This window comes from Paenibacillus sp. GM1FR, assembly GCF_002803315.1.
In the GTDB taxonomy this organism is placed as follows: Bacteria; Bacillota; Bacilli; order Paenibacillales; family Paenibacillaceae; genus Paenibacillus; species Paenibacillus amylolyticus.
The window spans coordinates 12319-31111 of record NZ_MKZL01000066.1 but is presented as its reverse complement, the minus strand read 5'-3'; the positions used below and the strand labels follow the sequence as shown (position 1 = coordinate 31111).

Sequence of the window (18793 nt, the reverse complement as noted above, 5' to 3'; positions counted from 1 at the left end):
CATTTTCCAAACTTCTTTCTGATTCACTCGTGCTGAAGTTGGGTTATTAGGTAAGGAAACCATTGATCAGGAGAGAGATGTCTAATGAATACAAATAAAAATGAAAAATTCAATGCAAGAACTGAAACTCAGGACGGCGTGTGCACGGTGTATCTGACTGGCGAACTGGATTTGTCGGTTGCTCCTGACTTCCGCTTGGTGATGGAGCCGCTCGTGGATAACAAGGAACAGGATCTTGTGATTAACATGAAAGAATTGAAGTATATCGATAGTACAGGGATTGGTATCCTGTTATCTGTTCTGAAGGCCAGACATGGAATGGAAGCTCGCTTTGAAGTACAGGAAGTTCCTGCGCAGATTCAGAAACTTTTTGACATGACGGGCATCGCCAAATTCTTTGTCACACAGAAGAATTCCCAATAGGAAAGGATCGAAAAAGGAATGAATGCAGAAGTTCAAAGAGTCACCCTTAATTTACCTGCGACAGCTGATTACGTTGATATTGTAAGACTCAATCTCTATGGAGTAGCATCCAAAATGGGATTTTCCTACGAAGATATTGAGGATATGAAAGTTGCTGTATCCGAGGCCTGTAACAACTCTGTATTGTATGCCTACTCACACGAAGGCGGCATGGTTGAAGTTGTATTCGAAGTGGATGGCGAAACATTGTCCATTATTGTCAAGGACGAAGGTGCCAGCTTCGAGAACATGAACCCTGCTGTGTCACGTGCCGGTCTACACGACAAAGAACTGACGGAAGCACAGATTGGCGGACTTGGGTTCTACCTGATGCAAGCCTTGATGGATGATGTCAGTGTGGAAAGTGAGACGGGCAAAGGTACGAAAGTAGTACTCGTAAAACGTCTTGCAAGAAGTGAGGAGAAAGTATGAATGAAAAAGTGACTCCCCCAGAGTCCATGTCTGAAGCTATAGGTTTGATCTGGGAATACCAGCAGACCCTAGATAATGAAATTGCAACAGTTCTCATCCGTAAATATGAACCAATGGTCAAGATGGCAGCAGGTAAAATCGCTCGGAATCGCCCCGATCTATACGAAGACTTGTATCAGACCGGGCAGATGGCTTTGATTCGTTTGCTTAAGCAATACGATATCAACCTGGGTATTCCGTTTGAACCTTATGCCATGAAGAGCATGATCGGTCATATGAAGAACTACTTGCGTGATAAATCCTGGTATATTCAGGTGCCCCGGAGGATTAAGGAAAAGGGAGCCCTCGTGCAACATGCCATTGATGAGTTAACCGTTAAGCTGGAGCGCTCACCCGGTGTGAACGAAATTGCTGAATACCTTGATCTGACTGCAGAAGAGACAATTGAAGTTCTGGCTGGTCGGGAATGTTACCACTATGTATCACTGGATTCTCCTTTATCTCAGGATGACAGTGCAGCAACATTGGGAGAACTGATCAGTGCAGATGTGAATGACTATGATTCGGTCGAAAAACGGATGGACTTGCAACAGGCATTGGGACAATTGAAGGAACAAGAACAGCAGGTACTTATTCTAGCATTCCAGGATGGCCAATCTCAGCGGGCAATTGCCCAGAAGCTTGGTGTTTCACAGATGAGTGTATCTCGGATTCAGAAGCGAGCTACAGAGAAATTGAAACAGATCATGTCTAATGCTTCAATGTTATGACAAATGGAACCCTAATGTTGTTGAGTACGGCATAAAGAAGGACACGTCAATGCGCTGAAATGCATACGTGTCCTTTTTGGGATCAAAAAGATGGGTATGCAATGAAGAACATGAGTGCAGGAGTGGATAAAGTGATTGTGAACCAAATCAAGTTGGAAGCTCGCCGTGACAAGTTATCTTGCTCGGACCATTGGCAATGGTGGGATTGGGTTGCACCTGACACCGATAGCATGAACGATGCGTTGGGGGAGCTGACAGAGGCGTTTCCGGATATGCGGTATTGGCTTCATAAGATTCCGGAAGTGGAATCGAATTATTTGTCCGTCCGTTTCGTGAATGGTACTGAACCAGTCATATTTGGTTCATTGTTGTATGCGGTCAAAAATGAGAGAGATGACAAACGTCAAGATAATCAGATGTTTTTCTATGTCGATCGCAATAACCTGGTTACCTTGAATATGGATGACAATACACGAGGCATTATGAAGACGGATGAACGTGCCCATATGTTACAGCAATGTAGTGAAGCCAGGGACGGGATGTTTGTACTTTTTCGAGCTATACTGCATTACTACCATGTAGGGATGGATCATTTTGAGATGAACCTGCGTGAACTGGAACGGAAGATGGAATCCCGCAATGCCCGAACTTTAATGGACCAGATTTTGGCCGCCCGATTTGAACTGTTATACTGGAGCAATCTGTTTATCCCCTACTCGGAACTGATGGCTGCTGCCCATGAGGCTTATCTCAGTGAAATCAACGAAAATCGATATTTCCAGCAGCTCCAACATCGAGTAGAGCGAATGGAACGTTTGTTTAGTCACTACGAGAAAGAGATCGATACGTTAATCTCCATTGATAATGCGATCTCCGGTGTACGTGGCAATGAGATCATGAAGACGCTGACCATTGTTACTGCTGTGTTCATACCTGCCACGGCAGCTGGCGCGATATGGGGGATGAACTTTGAGAACCTGCCCTTTATCGACAAATCATGGGGAGTTGTACTGGTCCTTGTTGTCATTATCTTAAGCATGATCAGCATGTATGTATGGCTGATGATGAAAGGCTGGACAGGAGATCTGCTCAAAGTGAAATCCTCACAGCCTTCAGCTGAAGAGACAGAGAAAAAAGGAGCAACGGAAAAACGTAAGGGATAGCCTACTGTTGGTTAGTCCTCTTAGTTTTTGTAATCTTCAATATAACCAAGCAAGTCAGCGATATATTGGCCCACAATCGGCATATTCACGAATTGGCTGAGAATGAATGCCAGCAAACCGAGAACAACAAAGGTACCCACAGTCAGACCGAGACCTCGTGCCATGCCCGCTGTAAAATTGGTAATAATCCGCTTTTTGGGACTGCTGTAATTCTCAATAATATCCTTGATCTGTGCTCTCTCCAGACTGTCCGCAATCTGGTCCAGACGGGTGTTCAATCGCTTTACCTCATGACGCAATTCAAAAGGATGCTCGCTTGTATCATACTGCTGTGCCGGTGTTCCTCCCGTAATTGGAGTATTACCGTTGATTGTAACTTTACTCATATTATTTGTCCTCCTCAACTCTCATTGGATAAAAAATAGCCAGCTGGAGTGCAGCTGGCTATTGGTCACTCGATCTGTATCGCCTTACAGGCTAGTCGAGTTAAGTTCTTTACGTGCATCTTCCTTCGCTTCAACGGAAGCGGCAGCCACTTCATCAGATGCACGGGATGCTTCGTTAGCCACATCAGCGGACGCTTTTCTCACAGAGTCCATTACATCATTGCGGCCTTGATTTACCGTTTTTGCAATGTCGGAAGTTTTGGAAGAGACCGTTTTAGCCAGTTCAGTGGCTTTGTCACTTACAACAGTTGCCACTTCTTTGGTGCGGTCAGTAACGATGCCCACTTTCTCGGAAAGGTCACCACGCAATTCACGTCCCGGTTTAGGCGCAAAGAGTAGTGCTGCAGCAGCTCCCAGCAAACCCCCGATGAAAATACCTTTTGCGAAAGTCGAACCCGTCTGTACAGGATATTGCTCTTCTGCTTTATTCATGTCTAATCACTCCTTCTTCAATTTAAGAAACAAATACGAAACAACGAACACCTTGTTGCCCGAATCAGGCAGCCTGTCTTAGCAGTCTGGACACAAGCCCCAGCAAGAAAACAAAGAGCGCTGTACCAATGATGGCAGGGATAATGGCAAAGTTACCGATAACTGGTCCCCAGTTACCAAGCAAAAGTGCTCCCAGCCAGGCTCCGGCAAATCCGGCAATCATTGCACCGATTATGCCTCCAGGCATGTTGTGACCGGCAAGTGCATCTCCGATCAAACCGATGATGACAGCCATCACAATGCTGATAATGATGCCCCACATAACAACCGCCTCCTTTAAACTTGATGTAGGATGTTGTCTGTTCGCGTTTGCTTACTTCGTATATAAACCCCGTGCAACCCTGTGAAACAATAAAGATGAGGATGAATGAACTGGAAATCAGAGGAATTGATTCTTTAGTGGCTTTGTTTAATGCCTTTAACCATGCAGAAGATCCATGCCAATCCAGCAGTAAATCCAGTAAATACATCTGTAGGATAATGAACGCCCAACATGATCCGGCTGAGGCCAATCAAGAAAATAAAACTAATACCACATAGAACAGGAAGCCACACACCGGAAGAGTTATGTCGCTGTCGTTCAATGGCCCAGATTACAAAGAGCATGCCGTAAAAGCCCATGGAGATCATGGCATGTCCGCTTGGAAAGCTGTACCCGTGAACGACCAGCAGATGATCCAGTTCAGGTCTGCTTCGTCTGAAAAATTCCTTCAATAAGGTGTTCAGAATCCACATCATGGCAAAACTTCCCGTGAGCGCATATCCATATACAACAAACCTTGGACTGCGTTGAATGAAGAAAAGAAGAGCAAAACCTCCTGCAGCCACAGCAGAGATTTTGAATGAGCCCAGTGCGGTTATGAATGCAGTGTAAGGGAATAGATGAAGACGTGAATCTGAATTCAGATAAAATAATTGCTGAATTTGATCATCCAGACGAATAATAACATCAGCACCCAACCAGGCACCCAGACCTGCCAGGATAAATACGACCGATGCGCTGAGGGCCAGACCAGCCAACCCCCAGTTGAAGAGTGGACGTAATAACGTACCGGAATTTGAACTGAATGAGGCTGGTGAATACGTTTTGCGCGGCATAATGAGTTTCTCCTTCAGTTATTGTAGTAGATGAACATAGATGATAAAGCTATACCCGAAACGCCTGTCGAAAAAACTGTAAAAACGTCGCTTTTGTACTATACTATTTAAGATATCCCATGCGGCGTCGTGACGCAAAGCAGAGATGAAATCGGGAGCACAAAGGAGAGAACTCGCATGGAGAGTGCCTTGTTAATTAAAGAATACCGTGCAGGCGTTATGGAATGCGCCCATTACGGACACATAAGTATTACGGATGAGTATGGCCGAATCGTATACTCGGCTGGTGACCCTCATTTTAGAGCGTTCACTCGCTCATCTGCCAAACCTTTTCAAGCCATTCCAGGTATTCGGGCAGGAATTGCCAGTCACTATGGCCTATCAGCACAGGAGATTGCCATCATGTCCTCTTCGCATCGTTCGGAACCGGAACACATTCGGGTGCTGGAGCAGTTATCCGGTAAAATTGGATTGGGAGAAGAATGCCTGATCTGTGCACCAAGCTATCCGCTTAATGAAGAAAGCCGTAATCAATGGTTACGTGCACAAGGAGAGAAACGGCGCATCTTGCACAACTGCTCCGGAAAACATCTGGGAATTCTGGGGTACAGTCAGATGAAGCAGGTTGATCTGGGCAGTTACGCTGAACCGGAACATCCGGTACAACGAGAAATTCTTGAAACCTTTGCCGACCTGGCAGGTATTGAGGAAAAAGAGATTAAGCTTGGGACGGATGGCTGCGGCTTTCCGGTATTTTCTTTGCCGTTGTCGGCATTGTCGAACGCTTATCTGAAGCTCGCTTGTCCGGATCTTATCGCTGATCCTTCCACAAGAACAGCTGTAGAGACCATAACATCAGCTATGAATGAACATCCGTTGATGGTAGGTGGCACGGAGCGTGTAGATTCAGTGCTGCTGGAAGACAATAACATTGTAGCGAAGGGTGGATTCAAGGGGGTATTCGGTTTTGGCCTGAAAAAAGAAAGACTGGGAATCACCTTCAAGGTGCTTGATGGTTCCGAGGAAGAGTGGGCCTTCATTACCCAATCCATCCTGAGACAGATTGGTTATTCGAATGAGAGAACCATTGCACGATTGGCTGAAGTGTTCCCTTCGGACATCCGAAATGATGCGGGTACCCTTGTAGGTCATGCAGATAGTGAGTTCATTCTTCACTCACTTCAAGATAGCGTATAACCTTAAGAAGGGGCGTGATTAGAGTTGCCGGACCCCGGGTAAAGATGACATACCAACTGGTATTCATCTATACAATTCATATACACGCATGGACTGCCGCGGTAATGTGGCAGCTCTAAACCCTTGGAGGTGGATGAACATGATTAAAGTGGTGACATCGGAAGAAAGGCACACGTCGGATCGAGGTTGGATACACAGTGAATTCAGCTTTTCCTTTGCGGATTATGATGATCCAAGCAACGCCCATTTTGGCTGTCTGTTGGCTCATAATGAAAACACGCTGATGCCGCAAGAAGGCTTTAAGAAACATCCACATCATGATCTTGAACTTGTCAGTTATGTCATATCAGGTACACTCAAACATACGGATAGTATGGGAACAGAACAATTGCTTGAACCGGGAACGGTCCAGGTGATGAGTGCGGGTACGGGAGTGGAACACTCCGAGACCAATCCGTCAGCGGATGAACCGGTACGTTTCCTCCAGATGTGGTTTTTGCCATCGGAGCGTATGCTGAAACCTTCCTATACGAATCGGAGAATAGAGCCGCAGGAGCATTTGAATCGTCTATGTCCGATTGTATCCGGGCAAGGGGGCGAGGGAAGCGAAGGCGCATTGCCTATTTCCCAGGATGTAACCTGTTATCTGTCCCATTTGGAGTCCGGGAAAAAGTTGATGTACCCGCAACACGAAGATCGACGGACACATCTTTTCCTGATCAGTGGACATGTGCAGATTCATTGTTCGGATGGTAACTTCAACCTCAAGCCGGGGGATGCCGCACGAATTCGCAAAAGCTGTGATCTGCAAATCACGAGCACAGACAGTGAACCTGCCGAATTTGTTTTGGTTGACCTGCCTTAAGGATATAAACATATGAAAAAGGACCTGTTCCCACGGTGATGTGGAAAACAGGTCCTTTTTTTGCTTAGGATTTACGAAGATTACCCAGTTCCGAAGCGACAGCTTCCACTTCAGATATACTGAGATGTTCCTTGCTCAAAATCATTTCATACAGGTCAAACAGATCTTCATATTTCTCAAGTGGGAATGAAGAAGCTTGCATGGCGGCACCGCTTGCCATACGAAGTTTGGTTTTGATCGCTTCAATCATATATTCCATATTGGCTGCTGTTGCTTGTGTTAAATCCATCGTTAAGTTCATCCCTTCCGTATCGGAAACTCTTGCTATTGTATCATGATTGGAAGCGCTCAGGCTAATGCTTTTGCGGGGAAACCAAGCATCGGTTACAATGATGGATACAACAACAGGATTTAATGGAACCTGAGTGTACTGGAGGGAATACAGCTTGGCAGCGTATAAGCGAGAAATGGTTCGCCATCAAGGAAGGGAAGTCCGCAAAGGCGTGCCTGCAGAGAATCTGGTCTTATTTTTCAAAAACATCGTTCAACTTCATTCTCCAGCTGAAATCACGTTTGTCTGCATCGGTACTGATCGTTCCACCGGGGATGCTCTGGGTCCACTGACAGGAAGTTTACTGCAAGAGAGCGGAATGGAGAACGTGATTGGCACGCTGTCTTCCCCTTGTGATGCAGATACGCTGGAAAAGAAATTGGCACTTATTCCTGCACACCATGCCATCATAGCGATTGATGCATGTCTGGGTCCAAAGCAGGCGGTAGGTACATACTATCTCTCGAATAACCCACTCATTCCGGCCCAATCGGTCGGAGGCAAGCTCCCCCCTGTTGGACAATACAGTGTAGCAGCTGTGGTTAATGCGAATGGACCAAGGCCCTATTCCATTTTGCAGATGACCTCGCTTCACTTGGTTATGGGGATGTCCCGAACGATTGCAGACGCCGCAATTGAAGCATGGAAATGTAGACAAACGTTTCATTCATGATATGTAGGCTTAATAATATACAACCTGAATTATTTAATTCGCGCAGAGAGAGGGATTCATATGGAAAAAGTGATGTGTGATGGAACGACGATTTGTTATGCCGAACAAGGTAAGGGAGAAGCACTCATTTTGCTCCACGGTTACTGTGGCAGTTCATCGTATTGGGATGAGGTCGTACCTGAACTGGCACGCAGCTATCGCTGTATCATACCTGATCTGCGTGGACACGGAAAAACAGATGCGCCTGTAGGAAGTTATACCATCGAACAGATGGGCAACGATGTATTACAGTTGATGGATGAGTTGAATGTGGAAAAAGCGGTCCTTTTGGGACACTCGATGGGGGGATATATTGCGCTCTCGATTGCACAACGTCACCCGGAGCGTTTGAATGCATTTGGTCTGATTCATTCGACAGCCTATCCGGACAGTGAAGAAGCCAAGGAAAAACGCCTGCGCGCTGTATCCACCATTCAGACCGAAGGTATCGTGAATTTTGTAGATGGACTGGTTCCCGGACTGTTTGCACCTGAACATGTGGAATCGTTATCTAAGCATGTAACACGTGTGAAGGAAATTGGATACCAGACTGCTCCTCAAGGTGCTGTTGGTGCTGCACTTGCTATGCGAGAACGCCCGGATCGCCGCGATGTGTTATCGGCTACACCTTTACCTGTATTGCTGGTTGCGGGAGAGAAGGATGCTGTTATACCGCCAGAACGTACATTTACAAGTGACAAGCCACATATTGTGCAAGCCGTGATTGCGGGTGCGGGTCATATGAGCATGTATGAAGCTCCTGAAGAGTTAATTCAGGTCATTAAACAATTTATGGCTGGATTATCGAAGTAATTGATGAAGTGATTAATGTTGATATCTTTAGAATATAGTTTGGTTTCTGGATGATTCAACCTCTTGTGGAGGAGGAGTAACCAGTTCCATTTCAACCGAGCCCCTGCCACGTCCCTTTGGGATAGGCAGGGGTTTAGTGTGTTCATGGCCAGAGCAAAGACACGTGTGTCTTGTTTTTGGCTTTTTGTCATGGCATGAATTAAAATAAATATAAAGGAACGATATGAGAACGATTGAATGTATAGGGTCGAATGATGAGGGGGCATAGAGCATGTTCAGAAAAGATTATCTGCTCCGCATGATGGAGGAAATGACTGAAGCAATAGGCAAAGTGTTCACGCTCAAACAGCAGCGTAAGCACACCGAGGCATTGTCTGAACTGGATGAGTTGATGCGCAGGCAGTTTGGGTTGAACTTATCTCTACTGAACTCATTGCCAGCAGAGGATGTTATTGAAATGTTCCGTTTTCGCGGAATAATTGAGGTAGATAATCTGCAGCAAGCCGCGAGGCTGATTGAAGAAGAGGCTTACATCTATCAAGAGAAGGCCAAAGTGGAAGGTATAGATGATCAGGAGAGAATGGACGCAGAGGATGACGCCCTCATTCGATTGATGAGATCACTTCATTTTTACCTGTATGCATTGAATCATGGCGCTAATCCCAAGTTGTTGGACGCACCGGAACGGGTGGAGGGTGTGTTGGGGCTTACGAAAGAATATGAACTCCCTGCTCGAACCGAAAGACAGCTTGCCCTGTATCGTGAACAACAAGGACTTTATGACCAGGCAGAGAACAGTTGGTACAGGCTGCTACAGCTTGGTGCTGAATTCCCGGTGAGCTACCGAGATGATGTACAGGCGTTCTATGAAAGGTTGAGCCCACTCACGGATGAACAACTGGAGCAGGGCGGTCTGCCACGGAACGAAGTTGAAGAGGGACTAGCTGAACTAAGTCGTCAAGAGATGAACTCATAAAATATGGATTGGATCAAGGCCTGTTACATGCCTTTACTTGGAGAGGGAACGGAATTGTGGTATGGTAACGGTTGACCAAACCAAATCGAAAGTGAGATGTACCCCGTGGATTCATTGCGAAAGCTTATACAAGACATCTTTGAACAGAATTCGCTGATTACAGCGACCTGGAGCCAGCTGCGCAGACGGGACAATGTCTCGTATACCAAAGTGCAAGTCAAGCCGGTGACACTGAAGAATCAGCTGCATTATCAATTTGCATTTCATTATAACAACAAAGTGCTGCACGAGAATTTGACTCCGGCTGAAGCGGCTGAGCGCATGACTTTGTTATGCGAAGAGACGTTTCGTCAAGGGCTGCTCTGTACGACCGAGGCAGACTATCAAATTTTGATCAGCAAAAAATATAAAGTATCCATTCTGACCAAATCTGCTTCCAAAACTGCGGTGGACCTGTCGCATAATCGCAAAAAGCAATATGTATTGGAAGAAGGCGTACCTGTATCGTTCCTCGTTGAACTTGGTATTATGAACGAAGAAGGTCGTGTGCTGGCTCGTAAGTATGACAAGTTCAGACAGATCAACCGTTTCCTCGAAATGGTGCAGGATGTTATTCCGCATCTGCCGGAGGGGCGTCCACTGACCATCGTTGATTTTGGTTGTGGCAAGTCTTATCTGACATTTGCGTTATATCATTATCTATCTGTTCAACAACGGCGTTCACTCAAGATTATTGGGCTGGACTTAAAGGCAGATGTAATTGAACACTGTAATGATCTGGCTAATCGATTGCATTATGGCGATCTGAAGTTTCTGGTTGGAGACATCGCGGACTACGATGAATTGAACGAAGTGGATATGGTTGTAACGCTGCATGCCTGTGATACAGCTACCGATGCTGCTTTGGAGAAGGCAGTTCGTTGGGGGGCTTCTGTTATTCTGTCTGTTCCTTGCTGTCAGCATGAACTGTTTGACCAAGTAGAGGCTTCCGTGATGAATCCGTTGTTGTCCCATGGCATCCTCAAGGAACGTTTTTCCGCACTGGCTACGGATGGGATTCGTGCCAAGTTGCTTGATCTGATGGGATACAAAACACAATTGCTTGAATTCATCGATATGGAGAATACGCCTAAAAACATATTGATTCGTGCTGTTCGTGGTCAGGCCGGCGAAGTGACGGAGATGTGGAATGAATACACAGCTTTCCGTGATTTCATTCATGCCGATCCATATTTGGAGCGGGCTTGTGCCGATTTGCTTCCTGGCGATGGCAAGCAGGCCAACGGGAAATCAAAATCGAGCAAAGAAACCGATCAAGATTCCGCAAATTGCGACCTTTGCTGAGTGTGCCAATGACAATCCAGGGACATACTGCAACTAGGGTCCCTGAATGTAAAATGATATTCAATGCACATACTTCGTAGCAATCAACATCATAACTGTCAGATGTATATCAGACAGAAGGACCCGTTATCGGGATCTTCTGTCTTTTTGTTATGCATATGGAGCGGTGGAAGGAAGGAGGGTGTATAAGGATGAAGAATAGGACAATGCATAAGGGAGTTGTAAGGTATAGACGAGGGTATGCGGCGAATGAGGAAATGATGGAACAGGCGTTTGAACGGTCTCACCACGCAAATGGTACAGAATATGTAGATAACAGGGACTTATGTAATGGGGGCAAGAGAGACGGTAGAGACAGTAAAGGCAGTAAAGGCAGTAAAGGCAGTAGAGACAGTGCATATCATAGGGAAAATACATACAACAAAGATGATATGAAAGATGATATGTATGAAAAAGATGATACATATCAATCAAATGGAGTTATCCAAATTGATGGGTCAGGTCGTTTTCCTTGGATCTTGAGAAGTGAACATTATTCAGGGTCGGGAGGGACTGTTGGGCTGGGCATACTCTCAATTATCTTGCTACTTGCAGGGTGTCTGAGTCGGGGACTATATTATTCGGCGGATCTGTATCCTGTCATTCTGATCGCAGCAGGAAGCATATTGATTATGTTTTTGCTTTTCCTTGTAGGTATTCGACTAGAGAAAGAGCAAGAGCAGGAGCAAGGAAGAAAACAAGTACCTCTGTCACCGGTACATTGGCTAGGGAACAATGAACGAATGGTTTGGCGAATGATTCGAATCCCGGGAATATTGCGGGTGTTGTGGCCGCTGGGGATGATGACATGTTTTGGGGTACATGCGTGGGCAGGTTCGGTGAGTAAACAGGGCAGCATGGATGAGATGCTGCGATGGAGCCTGCTTGCGATGTTTACTCTGCTCACTGCAATACTGGCTGCGCGCACGAATGGTGCACGTTGGTTAGCTTGCGGTTGGCAGATGGCAGGCGGCTTGCTTGTGCTAAGCGGCATCTTTGCCGTGTGCGGGATATTGCCGCTGCCCTTCGGGGTGATGCGGACTGCTGACCCCGAGATCAGTTCCGCCGGAGCAAGGCTCGGCGGACTATTGCAGTACCCGAATGCGTACGGTGCCGTTGTTGGCATGTACGCATTGGAGCGGCTGACAGCCGCCGCGCGAGTCATAGCCCGGCCTGTGCCGGCCGGGCGACTCATCGCGGCAGTGCTGCCGCTCATGCCCGCGCAAGCCGCGCTCCTGCTGAGCGAGTCGCGCGGCGCTTGGCTGGCGACCGGCTGCGCCGCGGTCGCCGCCTTTGCTTTGCAGCGGCGCGGTGCCCGCCTGCCGCTGCTACTGGCCATGGCCGCGCCACTGGCGTGCGCGGCCTGGCTGTACCGCCAGCTGGCTGCTGCCCAGCTGGCGCCTGCACCAGTGCCCGGCCTGCTGGCACTGGCCGGGGCATGGGCAGCTGCGCTGCTCGGCACGCTGCTGCTGTGCCGTCTATGGCACAGCGGCGCCGCCAAGGCTCCGCGCGCCGCTGCCCTGACGGCCATTGTGCTGGCAGGAGCCGCCGCTGCCCTGATGGCCGTGGCCTCCACCGCCGATCGCCTCGCGGCGGGTGTCGGCACTGGGGTGTCCCGCCTACAGATGTGGCGGGACGCCCTCCAGCTGTGGACCGAGGCCGCATGGCTCGGCCACGGGGGGGATACATGGCGCAACATGTTCCGCGCCATTCAATCCTCGCCTTATGTCGGAGGCGAGGTCCACAACGGCCTGCTCGATCTCGCCCTGGATATGGGCATGATCGGCATCCTGCTTGTCACAGGGTGGTTTCTCCTCACCCTGCGAAGCATCTTTCATTTTGCACCGCAGCTCATGCCATCCGTGCTTGTTTTTGGCCTGCATGGGGCGATGGACTTTGACTGGAGCTTTACACTATTTTGGATGCTCTTCATCTGGCTCGGTGCTTGGGCAACTGCATTGAAGACGGAAACAGAGGGGGTCCAGCGATCCGGCGTAACTGTGAAATATACTCCTGTCAGATCCAAATCGGGATCTAAATCGAGATCTAAATCCAGATCCCTTTTCTTGCGATATTTACCAACCCAATCCCACTCATCAGCTGTGCCGTTGCGTTCCTTCTTTCATATTCTTCAGCGAGTAACTGCTCGGCTAATAAGGGGATCCACAGTGATGATCATCCTTTTCTGGATTGGTGGAATAGTCTGGCTGACCTCCCGATATGCCGTAGCAGAAGTGCAGTACCGTCAGGCGATGTCTGAACCGGATGGCACTCCAGCACAGAAGGTGCATCTTATGGCTGCCCTTCAGTCTAACCCGAATCGACCGGATATCGTGATATCCCTTGCACGATCTCTTCCGGGACGAGAAGCAGAATCACTCCTTTTGAACAGCCTGTCCCATTCCCCGATGCACCCTCAGATTTACATCGAACTCGGACGATTGGCAGCCCAATTCGGCGAAGGACAGCAGGCTGGAGAATATTTTGAACAAGCAATCGCATTGAATCGGTATGATGGCATTGGCCAGTCCACGGCTTTGTATTGGATGGAGCAGGCAGCGCGGAGGGAATGGAAGGCAGGGTTCACGGATCGTGCCCAACAGACTGCCGCCGCTGGTGTCCAGATGTATGAACGGTATCAACTGTTGGCTGAGGAAGTGGAGGCAGGAAACGTTCGCAATGATCGTCGTTTTGTACTGGAAGAACATGCTCCAGGCTATGGAGAGAACCTACGTAGGCTTGCTTCGGCTTCTTCTCCACCGTTTACTCCAGAGTTGACCAAGAGGAGTCCTTGAATCACTGCTGGATATTGACGCTAACCCAAGCGAAATGATGACGGATGTCAGCGTTTAATAATTCTTGAAGTCCAAGCTGGCTGCTCCTTACGGAGGGTATGCGATTTTCTAAGGAACACAGGACGTCTTATTTGACCTTTAGCTCCTCTTTTCAAATTGTAAGGAACATCAGACACGTTATTTCCGGAAATTCCCTAACAAAACCCTATAAAAGTCCAAAAATTCCGAGATAACGTGTCTCAGATTCCTTAGATTTCTAAGAGTGCTTCAAATCCTTGAATAAGACGCCTCAGATTCGTTACCGCTCATGGGCATGAGTATGAGTATGAGTATGAGTATGAGTTATGAGCATTAGCATGAAAATATAATCCCAGCTTATGTTCATGCTCCCCATGGTGGTCGGCTCCATGCTCTGCTCGATCCGCAAGCCAGAGGACGACCCTGAACTCCGCCCAGAGCGAAGCTTTACATCATAAGTGAGCAATTCGCATTTATGTTGTCTCTATCGCTTGCTCGTACGTGAAGGGGGCATTAACATCACACGTTAAGGACACAGTGCCTGTGCCCTCACCCGTTCCTAACATGTTCAGATTCGCTTAAGATTCGCTTCAGCTTTGCTACGTCTTTCAGTAGGTTTGAAGACACAGCTATCTGCCTCGCTCCTCCATAATCTACAGACGATAACCGCCAAATGCGTGCTGAAACGCATCTTTTAATGGTTCAACGTCTACTTCCCACATCGCGGCGATCTCTGCACTGACATCCTTGTTCCACCACTCACATAATTTCTTGCGGTTGTCGCGATTCTCCCCAATCCAGAGCAGATTTGTGATCACCTTACCGTAATAATATTCTTCCGCCTGTTTCATCCGTTCGGGAGAGACATATACTTTTAGCCTTTTGGCTGTCCGGTACAATTCCTTGCTGCATGCTCTGCGAATTCCTCTGGCGGAAGGAAGGTTTTGACCGGATTGCGTATGTTTGACCGGCGGAGAGCCGGGTATTGACTTGTGTGACATCTTCTCACGCTCCTCTCCCCATACCATATGCGGACTGCTGCGAACGGGACACTATCCCAACCTCGTGAAGTAGCAACGTCCACAGCCCTGTGATAAAATAGGGACGAACATCCATGGTGCGGAGGGGCACCGCCAATCAGGATGGAGAAAGAGGGTTGAGATGGACTTTATTCATAACCTTGTTGGCCAATTGTTCGATTGGATTCAAAGTCTTGGGTACTTTGGAATCATGCTTGGATTAATGTTGGAAGTTATCCCAAGCGAAATTGTGCTGGCGTATGGAGGTTTTCTCGTTTCACAAGGTAATATCAACTTCTTCGGTGCTATGATTTTTGGTACGGTGGGCGGTGTGATTGCCCAGTTATTTATTTACTGGATTGGCCGTTATGGCGGCAGACCTGTGCTTGAACGCTACGGTAAATACATACTCATCCAGAAAAAACACATCGACCATTCCGAGGAGTGGTTCCGCAAGTATGGTACAGGTGTCATTTTCACAGCGCGTTTTGTTCCGGTGGTAAGACATGCAATCTCCATCCCGGCTGGCATCACGAAAATGCACACAGGCAAATTCATCTTGCTTACTACACTCGCTGTTATACCTTGGACTGCATTGTTTATATATTTAGGGATGATTCTTGGAGATCAATGGGAGCATATTGATGAGAAAGCGGCACCATATGTTATGCCTATTTTGCTTGTCGCTCTCGCCCTTATGATCGTTTATGTACTTATTAAATGGATGAATGTTCGTAAAAAGAAAGGAAGTGTCTAGTCATGGGTAAACCCAACTTGTCTCACAAATTCGGTAAAGGTCTTCCACCGAAAGATTTTATCGAGAGTATGACCAAGAACCAAAGTGAATTCCAGGCCAACTATGATAGCTTTACTTGGTCGAACGAAGAGGATCGTGAGTTCTTTGAGAGCCTGAACCATCGCGATGATCTGCGTGTGTTAATTCTGGCTGCTGACTGGTGCGGGGATGTTGTCCGTAATATTCCGGTTGTGTTCCAGGCGCTTGAAATCTCAGGAATTCCAACAGAAGTTCTGATCATGGAGAACCATCCGGAAGTGATGGATGAGTTCCTGACGATGGGTGGCCGTTCCGTGCCAGTCGTTATTTTTGCAGATACAGGTGGTCATGTGTTAGGTCAGTGGGGACCTCGTCCGCAGCATGTACAGGAAGTCATGATTGAATTCAAACGCCTTAATCCGGATCGTGAAGCAGCAGATTATCAAGAAAATTTGGCTGTAGCGCGTCAAGAGATTGGTAAACGTTATGGGGAAGGAACGGAGTCACATGCGGCCATTATCCGTGAGCTGCGTGAACTGATTTCGGGTTACTAAGCCGATATGCTTAACATTCGTACGTTTACACTAGGCCCGCTTCAGACCAACGCGTATCTTTTACAAGGAGATGATCCGGGCAAAGCCGTCATTATCGATCCAGGCATGAATCCAGGGCCGCTGCTTAAGGCGATCCAAGACTTGGAGATCGAAGCCATTCTCCTCACTCATGCTCACTTTGATCATATGGGTGGGGTAGATGAGATCCGTAAATTGAAGGGATGTCCCGTTTATCTTCATGACTTGGAGAGTGACTGGCTGACCACCCCGAAATTAAATGGATCTTTGAATTGGCCACAGGCGACACCACCGCTTTCGACAGATCCTGCTGAATATGCCATGGACGAAGGGCAGAAGCTGAATCTGATTGGTCATACGTTTAAAGTGTTCCATACACCTGGACATTCCCCAGGCAGTGTAAGTTTGCTTTGTGATAACGACCTGTTTGCCGGTGATGTGCTGTTCCGCATGGGTGTGGGCAGAACGGACCTGACAGGAGGCCGTGAACGGGATCTGATTGATTCAATCCAGAACAAGCTTTACACCTTTGCTGATGAGGTTAAAGTATATCCAGGTCATGGTCCCAAAACGACCATTGGTTATGAGAAACAGAACAATCCTTACGTGTCCGCAAGATAATCCGACATGATATGTGAAGAAAGTCTGGACAAGTGACAACTTTTTCATTAGAATAGCAATTAGTTGTTACAAGCGTTAAGGCATCATCTAACTGAAGCATTACCAAGAAACACCCAACCTCGCGAAGCACGCAGACTGTGGTCTATACCCGGTTTGCGTTCTTTTTTTGTTTTCAGCCCCTTTTTATCACAGAATTACCCTTTTTTACGCTACATAGAGATGCAAGATGCGCCTCATCACAAGCCAGTTTGATACCAATAGCAAGTTACCAGCAAGTACAGATTGATTTAGAAATAATAAATTTAAGAAATAGTAGATCATGAGAGTGGGGAATATCAAAGTGGAGAAAACAAGAGTTATTCCGTTGAATCAGCGTGTCGAGTATCCGATCATTGAAGAAAACCGTCGCATATTGGAAAGTGGGAAAAGAGAAACAGGTACTGAGCGAGCTTTAATACATAACCCCAGCGTGACCAATGAAGTGATGAAGTCTCAGCAGAATATATGGACAAGCCGTGTTTTAAGAAACGGAGCCCGCAACCAACCGTGGTTCGACAAGCTGCAAGATTACCGGAATCAAGTCTGATTGCCCGGGAAATTGTCGGGTTTGATTTTTTTTGATTTCATTGAACGTTTTTGCAGAGCCTGTCGTATTAACTCCAGATTGAACGGGAAGCAGGTGATTTCATGATAAAGGCAGCTGAGCTGGAAGAGGTACGCAGAGCAGTATCGGGAGACGATAGCGCACTCGCAGCGTTGTTGCAACGTCACTACACGTTTGTATATAAGTATCTTGTGAAAGTGACAATGGACGCTAACCTCGCAGAAGAGACGGTGCAGGATACGATGATTCGTTGTATGGAAAATATCCATCGATATGATGGCACGTCTGCCTTTTCATCATGGATGATCACCATTGCGACTCGCATCTATATCGATAAGACAAGACGTAAGAAGAGAGAACAGAACTGGCTTTCTCTCATTCGGGATCAGGCTGTACGTCGATTCCGCTGGCAGCTTGAGACTCGGAATGAAGAATGGACAGATGTCATGGATGCGATGACAAGACTGACACCCGAACATCGTGTAGCAGTGCTACTGAAGCATTATTATGGATACGGATATGACGAGATCGGGGAAATGCTGGGTATTCCTGCGGGAACGGTGAAGTCACGCACAGCTTATGGTCTCCGTCAGTTAAGAAAGGAGCTGGAATAAGGATGAGCAGATCAGATGATGCACAAGAACAAGAAGTTGTGGAACGATTGCAGCAACACATGAAAGTGCTGGATGATGCATTTGAGCCGACAAGTATTCCTTCTTTGGGTGCACTTGAAGCCCAAGTCAGGGAACGGAGACAGATTAGACGTCGAGCCAATTGGATCGAGATGATATGTTTTTGGTTGGTTGGATTGCTTGCCATTACCTTTAGTGCATTATTTTTCGTATCTGCTCCAGCTCTATATCTGGGAATTCAGGCTCTTGGTACAGCTGTTGCGGTGATTTTGGTTGTAATCTGGGCCGGACGGCGCCGGAAGGAGGTTCATCATGAATAAAATGCATTATTCATTGGATGAGATTTCTCCACTGTGGCTTACATTGCTTGGCATTTTTCTTCTGGTTCAGGGCACATGGATTTTTCAGGACGCACGCAGACGTGGACGTTTCCCTTGGTTATGGGGATTATGGGGCATCACAGGATTTCCCACGCCGCTTATAATATACTGGTTTGTCGTGATTCGATCACAGCGAAAACCAGGTGCACGGAATCCGAAATAACATCATTTTAAAAATGGAAAAAAGATTTTGCACAAATATGTTGTTTAATTCTAGTATTCCTAGACATCGTTATT

The 18793-nt window shown here is 47.2% G+C and carries 24 protein-coding genes; 18 read left to right on the top strand and 6 right to left on the bottom strand.

From position 1 onward, the window contains the following. Positions 1 to 84: 84 nt before the first annotated feature. From PAEAM_RS29515 to PAEAM_RS29500, 4 genes are all read left to right on the top strand, one after another. Positions 85 to 423 carry an STAS domain-containing protein gene (locus PAEAM_RS29515; protein WP_036606989.1) on the top strand — a complete coding sequence of 113 codons (339 nt, stop codon included), beginning with the start codon at positions 85 to 87 and terminating at the stop codon, positions 421 to 423. An 18-nt stretch (positions 424 to 441) separates the two neighbouring features. Beyond that, the gene (rsbW, locus tag PAEAM_RS29510; RefSeq protein WP_036606993.1) at positions 442 to 894 is read left to right on the top strand and encodes an anti-sigma B factor RsbW; all 453 of its coding nucleotides are present in this window, start codon (positions 442 to 444) and stop codon (positions 892 to 894) included. Next, positions 891 to 1664 (top strand): sigma-70 family RNA polymerase sigma factor, encoded by a 774-nt coding sequence (locus PAEAM_RS29505; RefSeq protein ID WP_036606995.1) that lies wholly within the window; start codon positions 891 to 893, stop codon positions 1662 to 1664. The genes rsbW and PAEAM_RS29505 overlap by 4 nt, the downstream gene beginning before the upstream one ends. Positions 1665 to 1765: 101 nt before the next feature. After that, positions 1766 to 2827, top strand: a complete 1062-nt coding sequence (locus tag PAEAM_RS29500) for a magnesium transporter CorA family protein (RefSeq protein WP_243391501.1) — start codon at positions 1766 to 1768, stop codon at positions 2825 to 2827. Positions 2828 to 2847: 20 nt separating this feature from the next. On the opposite strand, the gene PAEAM_RS29495 is transcribed toward PAEAM_RS29500, so the two are convergent. The 4 genes from PAEAM_RS29495 to PAEAM_RS29480 form a co-directional block, all read right to left on the bottom strand. Continuing rightward, positions 2848 to 3213, bottom strand: a complete 366-nt coding sequence (locus PAEAM_RS29495) for a DUF5665 domain-containing protein (protein ID WP_017692276.1) — start codon at positions 3211 to 3213, stop codon at positions 2848 to 2850. An 84-nt stretch (positions 3214 to 3297) separates the two neighbouring features. After that, a complete protein-coding gene (locus PAEAM_RS29490; RefSeq protein WP_076212649.1) occupies positions 3298 to 3705 on the bottom strand; it encodes a YtxH domain-containing protein in 408 nt (135 codons plus the stop codon). 64 nt (positions 3706 to 3769) lie between these two features. Then, positions 3770 to 4027 (bottom strand): GlsB/YeaQ/YmgE family stress response membrane protein, encoded by a 258-nt coding sequence (locus PAEAM_RS29485; RefSeq protein ID WP_017692278.1) that lies wholly within the window; start codon positions 4025 to 4027, stop codon positions 3770 to 3772. Between the two features lie 134 nt (positions 4028 to 4161). Then, positions 4162 to 4863 carry a phosphatase PAP2 family protein gene (locus tag PAEAM_RS29480; RefSeq protein ID WP_051449537.1) on the bottom strand — a complete coding sequence of 234 codons (702 nt, stop codon included), beginning with the start codon at positions 4861 to 4863 and terminating at the stop codon, positions 4162 to 4164. A 177-nt stretch (positions 4864 to 5040) separates the two neighbouring features. Between PAEAM_RS29480 and PAEAM_RS29475 the strand changes: the two genes are divergently transcribed. Together PAEAM_RS29475 and PAEAM_RS29470 are read left to right on the top strand one after the other, a co-directional pair. Next, entirely contained in the window at positions 5041 to 6060 is a 1020-nt protein-coding gene (locus PAEAM_RS29475) for an asparaginase (RefSeq protein WP_100529817.1), read from the top strand. A 139-nt stretch (positions 6061 to 6199) separates the two neighbouring features. Further along, entirely contained in the window at positions 6200 to 6925 is a 726-nt protein-coding gene (locus PAEAM_RS29470) for a pirin family protein (protein WP_100529816.1), read from the top strand. 64 nt (positions 6926 to 6989) lie between these two features. On the opposite strand, the gene PAEAM_RS29465 is transcribed toward PAEAM_RS29470, so the two are convergent. Continuing rightward, positions 6990 to 7214: a DUF1128 domain-containing protein gene (locus tag PAEAM_RS29465; RefSeq protein ID WP_017692283.1), complete on the bottom strand. Its 225-nt coding sequence runs from the start codon at positions 7212 to 7214 to the stop codon at positions 6990 to 6992. A gap of 157 nt (positions 7215 to 7371) precedes the next feature. On the opposite strand from PAEAM_RS29465, the gene yyaC reads away from it, so the two are divergent. The 5 genes from yyaC to PAEAM_RS29440 all read left to right on the top strand — a co-directional run bounded on the left by yyaC (position 7372) and on the right by PAEAM_RS29440 (position 13935). Continuing rightward, complete coding sequence (gene yyaC, locus PAEAM_RS29460) at positions 7372 to 7929, top strand: spore protease YyaC (protein ID WP_081745863.1); 558 nt, start codon at positions 7372 to 7374, stop codon at positions 7927 to 7929. Positions 7930 to 7989: 60 nt separating this feature from the next. After that, on the top strand, positions 7990 to 8781 hold the full coding sequence (locus PAEAM_RS29455) for an alpha/beta fold hydrolase (RefSeq protein ID WP_100529815.1): 792 nt from the start codon (positions 7990 to 7992) through the stop codon (positions 8779 to 8781). 271 nt (positions 8782 to 9052) lie between these two features. Beyond that, positions 9053 to 9757, top strand: coding sequence for a DUF6483 family protein (locus PAEAM_RS29450; RefSeq protein ID WP_100529814.1), 705 nt, complete (start codon positions 9053 to 9055; stop codon positions 9755 to 9757). A gap of 96 nt (positions 9758 to 9853) precedes the next feature. After that, entirely contained in the window at positions 9854 to 11101 is a 1248-nt protein-coding gene (locus PAEAM_RS29445) for a class I SAM-dependent methyltransferase (RefSeq protein WP_100529813.1), read from the top strand. A 191-nt stretch (positions 11102 to 11292) separates the two neighbouring features. After that, complete coding sequence (locus PAEAM_RS29440; protein ID WP_165790099.1) at positions 11293 to 13935, top strand: O-antigen ligase family protein; 2643 nt, start codon at positions 11293 to 11295, stop codon at positions 13933 to 13935. A 671-nt stretch (positions 13936 to 14606) separates the two neighbouring features. On the opposite strand, the gene PAEAM_RS29435 is transcribed toward PAEAM_RS29440, so the two are convergent. Next, positions 14607 to 14954, bottom strand: coding sequence for a hypothetical protein (locus PAEAM_RS29435; RefSeq protein WP_036607010.1), 348 nt, complete (start codon positions 14952 to 14954; stop codon positions 14607 to 14609). Between the two features lie 160 nt (positions 14955 to 15114). Here PAEAM_RS29435 and uptA point away from each other — a divergent pair, with 160 nt between their 5' ends. The 7 genes from uptA (at position 15115) to PAEAM_RS29400 (ending at position 18719) form a co-directional block, all read left to right on the top strand. Further along, positions 15115 to 15729: an undecaprenyl phosphate transporter UptA gene (gene uptA / locus PAEAM_RS29430; RefSeq protein ID WP_100529811.1), complete on the top strand. Its 615-nt coding sequence runs from the start codon at positions 15115 to 15117 to the stop codon at positions 15727 to 15729. A gap of 2 nt (positions 15730 to 15731) precedes the next feature. Then, positions 15732 to 16301: a thioredoxin family protein gene (locus tag PAEAM_RS29425; RefSeq protein WP_017692292.1), complete on the top strand. Its 570-nt coding sequence runs from the start codon at positions 15732 to 15734 to the stop codon at positions 16299 to 16301. A 6-nt stretch (positions 16302 to 16307) separates the two neighbouring features. Beyond that, positions 16308 to 16940: an MBL fold metallo-hydrolase gene (locus tag PAEAM_RS29420; protein ID WP_036607016.1), complete on the top strand. Its 633-nt coding sequence runs from the start codon at positions 16308 to 16310 to the stop codon at positions 16938 to 16940. Positions 16941 to 17280: 340 nt separating this feature from the next. After that, positions 17281 to 17526: a hypothetical protein gene (locus PAEAM_RS29415; protein WP_133120499.1), complete on the top strand. Its 246-nt coding sequence runs from the start codon at positions 17281 to 17283 to the stop codon at positions 17524 to 17526. A gap of 101 nt (positions 17527 to 17627) precedes the next feature. Continuing rightward, the gene (sigY, locus tag PAEAM_RS29410; protein WP_047841562.1) at positions 17628 to 18158 is read left to right on the top strand and encodes an RNA polymerase sigma factor SigY; all 531 of its coding nucleotides are present in this window, start codon (positions 17628 to 17630) and stop codon (positions 18156 to 18158) included. Between the two features lie 2 nt (positions 18159 to 18160). Beyond that, the gene (locus PAEAM_RS29405; RefSeq protein WP_076319630.1) at positions 18161 to 18496 is read left to right on the top strand and encodes a YxlC family protein; all 336 of its coding nucleotides are present in this window, start codon (positions 18161 to 18163) and stop codon (positions 18494 to 18496) included. Then, positions 18489 to 18719, top strand: a complete 231-nt coding sequence (locus PAEAM_RS29400) for a sigmaY antisigma factor component (protein ID WP_207765611.1) — start codon at positions 18489 to 18491, stop codon at positions 18717 to 18719. Before PAEAM_RS29405 ends, PAEAM_RS29400 begins: the two co-directional genes overlap by 8 nt. Positions 18720 to 18793: the final 74 nt, after the last annotated feature.